The sequence below is a fragment of the Pseudomonas sp. DD1 genome (genome assembly GCF_044510355.1).
In the GTDB taxonomy this organism is placed as follows: domain Bacteria; phylum Pseudomonadota; class Gammaproteobacteria; order Pseudomonadales; family Pseudomonadaceae; genus Aquipseudomonas; species Aquipseudomonas shahriarae.
In genome coordinates, this window is sequence record NZ_MSAJ01000005.1 from 159332 (window position 1) to 172243 (window position 12912).

The 12912-nt window shown below is 64.0% G+C and carries 12 protein-coding genes and 1 pseudogene; 3 read left to right on the forward strand and 10 right to left on the reverse strand.

Features of this window, described 5'->3' with window-relative positions; genetic code table 11:
- Nucleotide 1 precedes the first annotated feature (1 nt).
- The 5 genes from PSFL_RS04830 to norR form a co-directional block, all read right to left on the reverse strand.
- Entirely contained in the window at nt 2–997 is a 996-nt protein-coding gene (locus tag PSFL_RS04830; RefSeq protein WP_057959567.1) for a peptidase U32 family protein, read from the reverse strand.
- Nucleotides 998–1061: 64 nt separating this feature from the next.
- The gene (gene glp, locus PSFL_RS04835; RefSeq protein ID WP_057439726.1) at nt 1062–2297 is read right to left on the reverse strand and encodes a gephyrin-like molybdotransferase Glp; all 1236 of its coding nucleotides are present in this window, start codon (nt 2295–2297) and stop codon (nt 1062–1064) included.
- Nucleotides 2294–2848 (reverse strand): molybdenum cofactor biosynthesis protein B, encoded by a 555-nt coding sequence (gene moaB / locus PSFL_RS04840; RefSeq protein WP_397469775.1) that lies wholly within the window; start codon nt 2846–2848, stop codon nt 2294–2296. Before moaB ends, glp begins: the two co-directional genes overlap by 4 nt.
- Before the next feature lie 92 nt (nt 2849–2940).
- Nucleotides 2941–3588, reverse strand: coding sequence for a pyridoxamine 5'-phosphate oxidase (pdxH, locus tag PSFL_RS04845; protein WP_057439727.1), 648 nt, complete (start codon nt 3586–3588; stop codon nt 2941–2943).
- Nucleotides 3589–3687: 99 nt separating this feature from the next.
- Entirely contained in the window at nt 3688–5205 is a 1518-nt protein-coding gene (norR, locus tag PSFL_RS04850) for a nitric oxide reductase transcriptional regulator NorR (protein WP_170060449.1), read from the reverse strand.
- Between the two features lie 178 nt (nt 5206–5383).
- On the opposite strand from norR, the pseudogene PSFL_RS04855 reads away from it, so the two are divergent.
- Nucleotides 5384–5833: pseudogene (locus PSFL_RS04855) on the forward strand (hemerythrin domain-containing protein); the annotation flags it as partial.
- Between the two features lie 40 nt (nt 5834–5873).
- Here the strand turns inward: PSFL_RS04855 and PSFL_RS04860 are convergent.
- Nucleotides 5874–6305: a hypothetical protein gene (locus tag PSFL_RS04860; RefSeq protein ID WP_115128085.1), complete on the reverse strand. Its 432-nt coding sequence runs from the start codon at nt 6303–6305 to the stop codon at nt 5874–5876.
- A gap of 10 nt (nt 6306–6315) precedes the next feature.
- A complete protein-coding gene (locus PSFL_RS04865; protein ID WP_273871849.1) occupies nt 6316–7503 on the reverse strand; it encodes an NnrS family protein in 1188 nt (395 codons plus the stop codon).
- A gap of 514 nt (nt 7504–8017) precedes the next feature.
- Between PSFL_RS04865 and PSFL_RS04870 the strand changes: the two genes are divergently transcribed.
- Together PSFL_RS04870 and PSFL_RS04875 are read left to right on the forward strand one after the other, a co-directional pair.
- Nucleotides 8018–8737: a Crp/Fnr family transcriptional regulator gene (locus PSFL_RS04870; RefSeq protein WP_057444811.1), complete on the forward strand. Its 720-nt coding sequence runs from the start codon at nt 8018–8020 to the stop codon at nt 8735–8737.
- Nucleotides 8734–8934 carry a protein DnrP gene (locus tag PSFL_RS04875; RefSeq protein ID WP_115128083.1) on the forward strand — a complete coding sequence of 67 codons (201 nt, stop codon included), beginning with the start codon at nt 8734–8736 and terminating at the stop codon, nt 8932–8934. The genes PSFL_RS04870 and PSFL_RS04875 overlap by 4 nt, the downstream gene beginning before the upstream one ends.
- Here PSFL_RS04875 and PSFL_RS04880 read toward each other — a convergent pair.
- The 3 genes from PSFL_RS04880 to PSFL_RS04890 form a co-directional block, all read right to left on the reverse strand.
- Entirely contained in the window at nt 8928–10769 is a 1842-nt protein-coding gene (locus PSFL_RS04880; RefSeq protein ID WP_397469776.1) for a nitric oxide reductase activation protein NorD, read from the reverse strand. The two genes, PSFL_RS04875 and PSFL_RS04880, sit on opposite strands and share 7 nt — an antisense overlap.
- A gap of 72 nt (nt 10770–10841) precedes the next feature.
- Nucleotides 10842–12263, reverse strand: a complete 1422-nt coding sequence (locus PSFL_RS04885; protein ID WP_057959561.1) for a cbb3-type cytochrome c oxidase subunit I — start codon at nt 12261–12263, stop codon at nt 10842–10844.
- A 3-nt stretch (nt 12264–12266) separates the two neighbouring features.
- Entirely contained in the window at nt 12267–12707 is a 441-nt protein-coding gene (locus tag PSFL_RS04890) for a cytochrome c (RefSeq protein ID WP_057439734.1), read from the reverse strand.
- Nucleotides 12708–12912 lie beyond the last annotated feature (205 nt).

The window sequence follows — 12912 nt, forward strand, 5'->3', positions numbered from 1 at the left end:
CTCATTGCCACGAACGATGGTAGGCGCCCAGGGTGGTCTGGCTGCCTTCGGATAGACCGGCCAGCACACTGCGCCACTGGTCCTTGACCACAAAGCGTTCCGGCGCGCTGCGGTGGGCGTCCAGCGCGGCGCGCCAGACCCCGGTGACTTGCTCGACATACGCCGGGCTGCGCTGGCGGCCTTCGATTTTTACCGCTGCGACGCCCATGGCGATCAACTCGGGGATCAGGTCCAGGGTGTCGAGGCTGGTGGGTTCTTCGAGGGCATGGAAGCGCTTGCCATCGACCATGAAGCGGCCCTTGCACAGGGTCGGGTAGCCTGCCGGTTCGTCAGGGGTGTAGCGGTCGATCAGCACTTCGCTCAGACGCGCACTCAGGCCGTCGGCGTCTTCACTCCAGCGCACCGCCTTGGCCGGTGAACACACGCCACACAGGTTCGGCGATTCGCCAGTGATGTACGAAGACAGGTGGCAACGGCCCTCGGCCATGATGCACAGGCTGCCAAAGCCAAACACCTCAATCGGCACCGAGCTGCTGGCGGCCACATGCTTGACCTGGGCCAAGGACAACACCCGGGGCAAAACCGCACGACGGATACCGTAGCGCTCGGCGTAGAACTGCAACGCCGCCGCATGGGTAGCCGAGCCCTGTACGGAAAGGTGCAAGGCCATTTGCGGATGGCGGCTGCTGGCGTACTGCAGCACCCCCGGATCACCTGCGATCAGGGCATCCACGCCATGGTCGGCAGCGCGGTCCACCGCCCGTTGCCAGCGCTCCCAGCCTTTGGGCTGCGGGTAGGTATTGACGGCCACATACAGCTTGCGCTGGTGCTGGCGGATATGGGCGACGGCACCGTCGAACTGCTTGTCGTCCATATTCAGCCCGGCAAAATGCCGGGCGTTGGTGTCATCGCGAAACCCCACGTACACCGCATCGGCACCTTGGCGCACGGCGGCTTTAAGCGCAGGCAGATTGCCTGCCGGGCAGACCAGTTGCATGGTTGATCCTCATCAGAAAATTCATCACCAACACCGCCCCCACAGTGATTTCCATCAAAGGGGGTTACTGCATCAGTTCGGCAAAAGACACGAACCGCACCAGCCCGCCCTTCTCCACTAGCTGATCACGCTCCACAATCGCCAGGCCATCGGCCCAGCATGCGGCGCTGAGCATCGCCGAGCTTTGCCGGGGGTGCAGCGTGACCCGCGCCTGGCCGTCGAGACCCGGAGTCAGACGTGCGCGCAGGTATTGGCGACGGCGGTTGCGCTGGGCCCAGATAAAATCGGCCGGCACCAGCAGCGGCACCGACGTGACCTCGGTCACACCCTGGGCGCGCAACAGAAACGGACGCACCACCACCAACGCGGTAATCAGTGCGGCCGAAGGGTTACCGGGCAAACCGATCCACGGTTTGCCGGCTACATCGCCAAACGCCAGGGGCTTGCCCGGCTGAATCGCCAGGCGCCAGAAATCAACGTGGCCCAGTTCCTTGATGGCTTGCTTGAGGTGATCCTCCTCGCCCACCGACACTCCGCCGGAGGTCAGCAGCAGGTCGCATTCCGAGGACGCCAGGCTCAATGCATCGCGGCTGACGGCCAATTCGTCGGCCATCACCCCATAGTCATGCACCTCCACGCCCCAGCCTTGCAGCAAGGCCGCCAGGCAGTGGCGATTGCTGTTGTAGATCTGCCCTGGAGCCAGGTGATCGCCCGGCTCGCGCAGTTCATCACCACTGCTCAACAGGCACACCCGCAACGGTCGATAGACTTTGACCTGGGCCAGTCCGGCGGCCGCCAGCAGGCCCAGTTCCTGGGCGCGCAGGCGCTTGCCGGCCGGCAGCAGCAAGGCGCCCTGGGTCACTTCTTCGCCTTGCTTGCGCACATGCTCACCCGTGCGCATCGGCGGGCACCAGATGCGTTGGCCATAGACCCGGCAACGCTCCTGGGGCACCACGGTGTCGGCCCCGGCCGGCAAGGGTGCGCCGGTAAAAATGCGCATGGTCTGCCCGCTGCCCAACGCCGTCGCGGCCTCCTCGCCAGCGGCAATCCGCCCGGCCAGGCGCAGGTAACCGCCCTCGGCCGGCAGGTCGGCAGCGCGCAAGGCGTAGCCGTCCATGGCGCTGTTGTCCCAGGCCGGCAGGTTTACCGGGGAAAAGATGTCGCCGGCCAACACCCGGCCCAGGGCCTGGGCGGTTTTCACCTGCTGCGTGGACGGCGGTGGCGGTGCCTGGGCCAACAGGCGTTCGATGGCCTCATCCACCGGAATCAGTTCGCCGCTTTCACACACCGATATAGTCATGGCCGCACCTCACAAGGTTCCAGCACTTGCGCGGCCTGGGGCTTGAGGTGCGGGGCGAAGTTACAGGGCCCGGTGCGGCTGTCCAGTTGCCCCAGGAGGATCTTGTCCCAGCCGGTGCGGCAGGCGCCGGGCGAACCAGGCATGCAGCACACCAGCACGCCATTGCTCATGCCGGCCAGGGCGCGCGATTGCAGGGTCGACATGCCGATCTCTTGCAGGGACACCTGGCGGAACAGTTCGCCAAAGCCTTCCACATGCTTGTCCAGCAGCGGCAATACCGCTTGCGGGGTGTTGTCCCGCGCGGTAAAGCCGGTGCCGCCGGTGGTGAGGATCACTTGCACCTGGGGGTCGGCGATCCATTGCGAAATCTGTGCGCGGATCTGGTAGATATCGTCCACCACCAAGGCCCGGTCAATCAGCGCGTGACCGGCGGCTTGCACACGGTCGCACAGGGTTTGCCCCGAGGTGTCGCTGTCAAAACTGCGCGTATCGCTGATGGTCAGTACGGCGATATTCAGTGAGACGAAATTGCGTTGAGTCAGATGTGCCATGGTGAAAATCCCGGAATAAATGAGCAATGGCGCCAGCCTGCACCGCAAAGGCCGGCGGGCCTATTCCTCCGAGGAGGTACCTCTAGGCGAATTCAGGGGGCCAGGCGGCTGCGCTGCCAGGTGCCGTCGTGCAGGCGGTAATCGAGGCGGTCGTGCAGGCGATCGGCGCGGCCCTGCCAGAACTCCACACGCTCGGGTTGCAGGCAGTAACCGCCCCACTCCGCCGGGCGCGGCGGTGGTTGCCCGGCAAAGCGTTGGGTGGCATCGCGCAGACGGCCTTCCAGCTCGGCGCGATGGGCCAGGGGCTGGCTTTGCGGCGACGCCCAGGCGCCGACCTGGCTGGCCAGGGGCCGTGAGTTGAAGTACTCATCGGACAGCTGCGGCGCCAAACGCACGACTGTGCCTTCGATGCGCACCTGGCGTTCCAGGCCCGGCCAGAAAAAGGTCATGGCCGCGCTGGGATTGCTCGCCAGCTCCTGACCCTTGGCGCTCTGGTAGTGGCCGAAAAAGGTGAAGCCTTCAGCGCTGAAGCCCTTGAGCAAGAGGATCCGGCAATGGGCACGGCCCTGGGCATCGACGGTGGCCAGGGCCATGCTGTTGGCCTCCACCGGCGCCACTTCAGTCTTGCGCGCCTGCTCCAGCCACTGGCCGAACAATACGAGGGGATCGTCCTGTACCAGGTCATCCCGCAAACCGTACAGGGTGTAGTTGCGGCGCATCTGCGCCAGGGAAAGGGGCATGGGGCGAACCTCCGGTCAATTCGCCACAGTCTGATCAGCCGCCGCCCTGCGCACCTTGATCGCGATCAACTGCGCGCTGCGGCATGGCGTCACAGGCCGTTACTTGAGCCCCAGGCGCCGCGCCAGTTTGTGCAGGTTGCTGGAGTCCAGGCCAAGCATGCGCGCAGCGCTGGCCCAGTTATCGCCGGACAGGCTCAACGCCTGGCGCACCTTCTGGCGCTGGCAGTCGTCCACCGCATCGCTCAAGCTCTGGAACGCCGGCGCCGGCACTTCAGGCACAGGGGCCTGGGCCAAGGTGGTGCTGTCGAGATCCAGCAGCTCGGCTTCCAGGGTCATGATCTGGTTGCGATTGCCACCCCGGCTCAACTGCTTCAGGGCGGCGCGGCTGATCACGTGTTCCAGCTCGCGGACATTGCCCGGCCAGGCATAACCGAGCAGGGTCTGCTCGGCCGCCGGAGACAGACGCAAACCGCGCAGGCCCAGGCGCGCCCGGTTGAGCTCCAGGAAATGCCCGGCCAGCAACAGCACATCGTGGCCACGCTCGCGCAGCGCCGGGATCGGTACCGGGTACACCGACAGTCGGTGGTACAGATCGGCGCGAAACAATCCTTGGCGAATGCTCTCGGGCAGTTGGCGGTTGGTCGCGGCGATAATCCGCACATCCACATGCAACGGCTTGTCGGCACCCAGGCGCTGGATCTCGCCGTTCTGCAAGGTGCGCAGCAGTTTGGCCTGCACACTCAACGGCAGCTCGCCCACTTCATCGAGGAACAGCGTGCCGCCGTTGGCCGCATCAAAACGCCCGGCACGGTCGCTGGTGGCGCCGGAAAACGCACCTTTGACATGCCCGAACAACTCGCTCTCGGCCAACGACTCCGGCAACGCCGCGCAGTTGACCTGGATCAGCGGCTTTTTACTGCGCCGCGACAGGCGATGCAGACGGCGCGCAAACAACTCCTTGCCCACCCCGGTTTCGCCGAGCAGCAGCACCGGTAGGTCCGAATCGGCGAGCACATCCAGCTCGTTGAGCAGTTGATGCAGCACCGGGCTCTGGCCGAGGATTTCGCCATCTTCGACGCTGGGCAAACCCGCCAGTGGTTCATTGCGCGACAGGCGCAGGCTGCGGTTTTCCTGCTCCAGGCGTGTGACCCGCACCGCGGCCTCGATCTGCAAGGTGCAGCGCTTGAGTTGCTCGCGGGCATTGGCGTCGAAGGTCCCGGCATGCAGCGCGTCCAGGGTGATCGCGCCCCAGGGCCGGCCTTCGACGAACAGGCTCACGCCCATGCAGTCATGCACCGGCAGCGGTTCGCCGACCTGGGTATCGAGTAACCCGTCATACGGGTCCGGCAGGCGGCTGTCGGGTTCGAACCAGGTCGGTTCGCGGGACGCCATGATCGCCGCCAGCCGCGGGTGCTGGGCAATCACAAAGCGTCGGCCAAGGGCCTCATGCACCAGCCCCACCGTGGCTACCGGGCGCAGGCTGTCGTCGCCGTCCAGGCGCAACAGGCCCACGGCGCCGCTATGGAAATACTCGCGCAGGGTCTGCACCAGGCGTTGCAGGCGCACAGCATTGGGCAGTTCGACAATCAGATCGGCCGACAGACTTTCACGCAACATGGTCATTACTACCCTTGTATGGTCGGTTCTACCGTGCAGCATCAGGGTGTTCCTGACCACTACAAAAAATTAATCGCGTTCTTTCAATGACTTGCCGGTGGCACAAGGCATGCAATCACCGGCTTATCTGTTCACTTGATGAGGAAACCCGATGAACGCCATCGCCCCGGACAGCCTGCCCCAGGCGCAATTGATCGAGCATTTGCTGCAGCGTTACCACGCCCGCCACCGCGAACAACTGCCGGAACTGATCCGCCTGGCCAGCCGCGTCGAGCAGGTCCACGGCCATCACCTGGCCTGCCCCAATGGCCTGGCCGACTTGTTGCGGGATATCGAGCAGGAACTGGAGGGCCATATGCTCAAGGAGGAACAGGTGCTGTTCCCGATGCTGCAAATGGGCATCGGCCCCCAGGCCGCGCCGCCGATCCAGGTCATGCGCTATGAGCATGAACAACACGGCCAGGCCCTGGAGCAGTTGCTGGCGCTGACTCATCGCATCCAGCCGCCCGCTGACGCGTGCAATACCTGGCGCACCCTGTATCAAGGGCTGGAAGCGTTTCATGCAGACTTGCTGGAGCATATTCATCTGGAAAATGACGTGTTGTTTGTTCGTGCGCTAACAGCCTGAACCCTCTCCGTAGGAGCGAGCTTGCTCGCGCCTACAGGACTCAGCGCAGCATCAGCTTGGCCAGGATCACGATCAGCACCATATGCCCAAGGATGCTGCGGCGAATCCATACCGCCCGCAATGGGCTCAGGCGCTTTTGCGTCAGCCAGTACGCGAGCAACAGGTAATGCCCGATGATGCTCAGCGCCAATACGATCTTCAGGCTCAACATCGCCGAAAAATGACTGGCCCAGGGCGCGCCCAGCACGCCGCGGTAATGCCAGGCCAGGCCGACGCCCGCGCCATACAACAGCACCACCACCCCATGCAGCACCTGCCGCGAACGCCGGGCAATGGCTTGCTCGCTGGTGAGCTGCGCCGACCAGGCCAACTCTTCGCGGGCCCGGTGCCAGATGAAAACCTCGAAGAACAGCGTGCCGATAAAGGCGATGGCCGCCAACAGATGCACAATCAATAACCACGAATAGAGCATTACCGTTCTCCTAGCCCGGATGGCCGTCAACCCGCGCACGCCACAGCATTGGGGCATAGCGCCATAGATACAGGCCCAGGCCCAGGGTCCAGCACAGGCCCGCCAGCCACAGCGCGGCATACGGCCAGATCAGCACCAGCAGCACCCGGCTCAGGCAGGCCAGGTTCAACAGCGCGAAAGCCAGGGTCATGCCCTTGGGCGGCGTCAGAGGCCGGCCGGTATGACCGAGGCTGACCCGCGCGATCATCGCCAGGATCAACCCGCCCATTGCCCCGACCGTCAGCGCATGCACCGCCAGGCTCGGGCTCAGTGGCACGCCCACGTGCCACAGCGCCATACCCAGGCAGGCCACGGCCAGCCAGGCATAGGCCAGGTGCAGCGACCACAGCAGCGGCACGCGCCACAAGCCTGGGTCGTGCCAGCGCACCAGGCGCAGCAGATGACCGAGCCCCAGCAGGGCAAACAACAGGCCGACCCAAAGGCTGGGTATCAGCGCCACGCCGCTGGCATACAGCAGCGCCACCAGCGCCGAGCCTGCCAACAGCAGGTAATCCAGCCACGGCCAGGGCTTCACTGCTTCAGTGCGCCCCAGGCCTCGCTGGGTGAAGAACGGAATCACCCGCCCGCCGATCAAGCCCATCATCGCCGCCACCAGCCACAACCCGGTCAACACCGCCTGGCGCTGCCAGCCTTCGTCAGCGCGCAGCAGGCCATACAGGGACAGGCCATCGGCCAGGGCCAACAACAGCAGGACCAGCACAATCGGGTAGTTGCGTTGTTGCCGCACTTTCCACAGGGTCCAGCCCATCAGCCCGGCGACCGCCAGGGGAAAGCTCAGCTCCAGCACCGCCAGCAGCGGCCACGGCAGGTTGAACAGCCAGGCCAGGCGTGCGGCCAGCCATACCCCGGCCAGCACCGCCAGGGGCATGCCGCTGATGCCGGGGCGGCCGGTCCAGGTCTGCACCGCCGTCAGCAGGAACCCGCCGATGATTGCCAGGGCAAAACCGAACAGCAGCTCATGGCGATGCCACGCCAGCCAACCGCCCGCCGGCTGCCAGCCCGCATCGCCGGCCAGGGCCAGCAGCCACAGGGGGATCGCCAGCAGCGCCAACAGGCAGCCACCGAGGAAAAATGGCCGGAAAGCCAGGCGAAACAACGGGGTAATCGACATAGCCTTGCGTCGATCCAGCACTTGCATACCACCACTCCTCAAGTCATTGCCGGCCCGATCATCCGGGATTGCCCGCCCCTGGCCCTTGTCGCAGATCAAGCGGGGTCCAGAGGCGGCGCACTATCCTTGGGGCCGTCGCAGGATAAGCGTTGCAAGGGCCGGGCCGAATTCCCCGATGCGCCGCCCCACCCCTGTGGGAGCTGGCGTGCCTGGGATGCAAACACCTCGGTCTGGCGGTTACACCGCAGCGATGCCATCGCAGGCAAGCCAGCTCCCACAGGGGGGCGGCGTTGTATATGAGGGTTTAAATAACCATTAGAGGGTTAAAAAAACCCTTAAAGGCGAGGTCATTTTGACCCTCAAGGCGCTACAGCCCAGGTTTTACAACGCCCGTGCCTTGGCCCAGCTCTTGCTCTACCCGGTTATCCCTTATTACTGCCCCCCACGGAGTCACCATGAAAAAAGTCATCCAGCCCCTCGCCTGGTTCGTGATCCTCGGTTCGATGATGGCGGCGGCCAGCGGCCTGTCGTTGTGGCTTGTATGATCCCGTCCCTGAGCTGTTCCAAGGATGCACCCCGGGTTTTGCACCGCGTGCATCATCAGATCCTGCGCAGCCATCACCTGTTCGAGCCGCTCAACGAAGAGCAGATGGATGAGTTGATGGCCAGCAGTCAACTGCTCAGTGTCGACAAGGGCGAGCCGTTGTTCCGCCAGGGCGAACCGGCCGATGCGTTTTACTTCGTGATTGCCGGCGCGGTGAAGGTCTACCGCCTGACCCCGGACGGCCAGGAAAAAGTCTTTGAGGTGATCGGCGAACGACAGACCTTCGCCGAGGCGATGATGCTGATGGACACCCCCAACTACGTGGCCTGCGCCGAAGCGGTGTGCCCCACGCAGTTGTATCGCCTGTCCAACGCCACCTATATGCGCCTGCTCCACAGCAACAGCCGCCTGACCTTCGCCCTGCTGGGCAAGTTGTGTGTGCGCCTGCACCAACGGGTCAACGAGATCGAGACCCTGTCGCTGAAAAACGCCACCCACCGGGTGGTGCGTTACCTGATGACGCAACTGGTGCGCCTGCACAGCGTCGACAGTTCGTTCGAACTGCCCATGGCCAAGCAGTTGATCGCCGGGCACCTGTCGATCCAACCGGAGACGTTTTCGCGGATCATTCGCCGCTTGATCGACGAAAAAATCATCACCCAGGACGGTCGCCAGATCGCCATTCTTGACCGCCTGCGCCTGGAGCAATTCGAATGAACGCCGTGCGGGTCTGCCTGTATTGCCAACATGCCAACCCGCCGACGCAGACGGCCTGCGAACGCTGCGCCATGCCCCTGCCCGCCTCCACCGCACACCTTGAGGCGCGGCGGCTCAAGCGCTTCCAATGGTTCTGCCTGGGGCTGGCCGTGTTCTGCATCGTGATGTTTTTCTGGCTGCCCCGGGACTTCTACTGATCTTCGGTCAACTGCCGGTAGAGCTGCGGCAAGCGTAACGGCAGTTGCTCCGGCTGACGGATCAGGGTGTAGCCGTGGGCGCCGAACATGTACGGCAGGTAATCCCCGGCCTGTTTGTCGATGGTGATGCAGAACGGCACCAGGCCCTGACGCCGCGCCTCCATCACGGCCTGGCGGGTGTCCTCCACGCCATAGCGCCCCTCATACAAGTCCAGGTCGTTGGGCTTGCCATCGGTCACAATCAACAGCAGTTTGCGCCGTTGCTTGCAGGCCCCCAGGGTTTGGGTGGCGTGGCGGATGGCTGCGCCCATGCGCGTGTAGTAACCCGGTTTCAGGCCCTGGATGCAGCCACGGGTATGGTCGTCGTAGGGTTGCTGGAATGACTTGAGCTGCTGCAGGCGCACCTGCTGGCGACGCAAAGACGAGAAGCCATACAAGGCAAACGCATCGCCCAGGCCCGCCAGGCTTTCGCCAAACAGCAACAGGCTGTCGCGGATCACGTCGATGACCTTCTGCGTATCGTTCAAATGGGCGTCGGTGGACATCGACAAATCGGCCAGCAGCAAACAGGCCAGGTCCCGCCGGGTGCGGCGCTGCTCCTTGAACAGGCCACGTTCGGCGCACGCTCCGTGTTGGCGTTCGACATGGAAGTCCAACCACGCCTGCAGGTCCAGTTCTGCGCCCTGGGGCTGTTGGCGCAGCCATTGGCGGTCGGTGCGCAGTTGCTGGAACTGGCGGCGCAAGCGCGCGGCCTGGGGCAACAGGCGCGCCGGCAACGGCTGGGGCGCACTGTCCCGGGGTTGCATCAGTTGCAGGTTGACGAAATTCGCTTGCAGGCACTGTTGGCGGTAGTCCCACTCGGGCAACTTGATGCCTTCGCCCAGGGGGATATCGTCGACGTCGGCCGGGGGCAGATCCAGGTGCAACTTGAGCCCGCCGCTCTTGCGCACGCGCTGGCGCGACAGGCTCAACTGGTCGAGGTCTTCGGCGACTCGCGCGGCATCTTCGTCCTCGGAATCGTCGGCCCAGCGGTCCAGATCGACATGCTCGGTCCAACTGAACAGGTTTTCCAGGCGCACCACCAACAGGCCGCCGTCGCGGCTGTTGTCGTCGACCCGGTTGGCCTGTTTAGGCGCGCCCTGCTGTTCGCCAGGCCGGGTTGCCAGGTCGTCGCCCTCTTCGTCCTGATCTGCGGCCTGCGGGCTGTGCAGGTGCAAGGGTGGATACAGCCACAGCGGCAACGGCCAGGCGGCACGCTCGCTGCGGGGTAACTGGCGGATGCTGCCGGGTTCGCGCAGGGCCTTGCGCAAGGCTTTTTCTACGGCAGCTTCGGCGGGGTTGAGGGTGGCGGGATCGGGGCGCAATTGCAGGTGGGCGTCCACCAGGCGCTGATAACTGGGGAGCATGGCCGGGTAGCGCTGCAACAGCAGCCAGGTCCAGCGCTGGTTGTCCCGGGCCCAGTGGGTCATCGGCCCGGCGTGCGCGGCCAGCAGCGCCAGCCAGCGGTACAGTTCCAGGTTCAGGGCGGCCGAGGGAAACACCGCCAGGCTTGCCGGCAGGCGCAGGCGATGACCATCGCACGAGGCCAGGGGCGCCTGCCGGCAGGTGCCGGCGATGCGCATCAACAGGTTGCGCCGCAGCAGCAGATCGCGCTCGCTGGCGGCTTCCACGGCTATCCCATGGGCGCCGCCCAGGGCGCGGAACAACAGGGCCAGGTTGCGCTGGCGGTCGACCAGATCGACCCGCGCCTCGGGGAAGTCGGCGCTGGCGCGGCGGGTGATAAAGCGGTGCCAGGCACTGCCGACCCACTCTTCCAACTCAAGGGTAAAGGCCATGTGAAGTGCTCCAGACGTAAAACGGCCCGCAGAACCTGCCGGGCCGCCCTCTTGGGGATTGACGTTTACCGGTTAAGCCGTCACGGGAGCGGCAGAGTTCAAGCCCTTGCCCCGCTGCCGGAAGCTCCACAGGTAGCAGAGCAGGCCGAGCAGGAACACCACGCCACTGGCCAGGCGTGCCCAGAACAGCACCGTCAGGTGGTCCATGGTGGCCATGAACGGCAGCGCCACACCGTCCACTTGCCAGCGTTGCAGCCAGACCTGCACGGCACCGGCAGCGGTGAGGAACAGGGTGATCATCACCATCGACAGGACCATCATCCAGAAGCCCCAGATCTCCAGGGTCTGCGAGCGTGCATCCGGTGCTTCACCAATACCGCGCAGGCGGGGCATGGCGTAGCTGATCAGGGTCATGACGATCATCGCGTAGGCACCGAAGAACGCCAGGTGGCCGTGGGCGGCGGTCAGTTGGGTGCCGTGGGTGTAGAAGTTGACCGGTGCCAGGGTGTGCAGGAACCCCCAGACCCCGGCACCGAAGAACGCCGTGACCGTGGTGCCCTTGGCCCACAACGTGGCTGCCCGGTTCGGGTGCTGGCGGCGACGCTGTTTGACCATGGTGAAGGCAAACATCACCATCGCCAGGAAAGGCAGGGGCTCCAGGGCCGAGAAGATCGAGCCGACCCACAACCACACCTCAGGCGCGCCGATCCAGAAGAAGTGGTGACCGGTGCCAATGATCCCGGTGATCAGGGCCATGGCGATGATCACGTACAGCCATTTTTCCACGACCTCACGGTCGACGCCGGTGACCTTGATCAGCACAAAGGCGAGCATCGAGCCCATGATCAGCTCCCACACGCCTTCCACCCAAAGATGCACCACCCACCACCAGTAGAACTTGTCCCGCGCCAGGTTGCCCGGGTTGTAGAACGAGAACAGGAAGAACACCGCCAGGCCGATCAGCCCGGTCATCATCACCATGCTCACGGTGGTCTTGCGGCCCTTGAGCAGGGTCATGCCGATGTTGTAGAGAAAACCCAGGCAGACAACCACGATGCCCATTTTGGTGATGGTCGGCTGTTCCAGGAACTCACGGCCCATGGTCGGCAGCAGTTCGTTATGGGTCAACTTGGCCAGGGCCGCATAGGGCACCAGCAAGTAACCGAGGATGGTCAACACACCGGCGGCGGCAAACACCCAGAACAACAGGATCGCCAGCTTGGGACTGTGCAACTCGCGGTCGGCCTCTTCCGGCACCAGGTAGTAGGCGGCGCCCATAAACCCGAACAGCAGCCAGACAATCAACAGGTTGGTGTGGACCATGCGGGCCACGTTGAACGGGATCAGCGGGAACAGGAAGTCGCCGATCACGTATTGCAGGCCCATAATCAAACCGAACAGCACCTGGCCCAGGAACAGGATCAGCGCGAATACAAAGTAGGGTTTGGCGACGGCCTGGGATTGGAATTTCAGATATGGATTGACGGTACGCATCCCTCAGCCCTCCTTGTTTGGCGGCCAGCCATTGGTGTTGATCTTCGAGCTCCATTTGAGGAACTCGGCCATATCGTCCACCTCCTGGTCGCTGAGGTTGAATTGCGGCATCGCGCGCCGGCCCGGAACGCCCAAGGGTTGCATCTTCATCCAGGCGTGCAGGAATGGCTTGAACGCTTCATCGCCGCCACGGCGGTTGAACACATTGCCCAGTTCCGGCGCAAAGTACGCGCCCTCGCCCAGCAAGGTGTGGCAGCCGACGCAGTTGTTGCGCTCCCAGACGCCCTTGCCGCGGACCACGGATTCGGTGAGTAGCTCCTGATTACTGCGAGAGGGAAAGGTTTGTTCGGTGTGGTAGGTCAGGGCCAGGAATATCAGGAAGAAGAACACGCTTCCTCCGAAGTAGATATTCCTGGCCATGCCCTTGGTGAAGGTCTCTGACATGGTCGCTTCCTCATTGCTTGGCAGGGACCATGATAGGAAGTGAGGGGGTAAAAGCTGCTTGATGGCGATCAAGAAATGCTGATGGTTTTGGTCGGGTATTGGGTATTGGTTGGGGTTGGGGTTGGGTACATATCCGTTGCTGCGGTCACGGCGGCTATTGGTTCCGCTCTTACAGCGGGTCACTTTTGGAAAAGAGCCCCAAAAG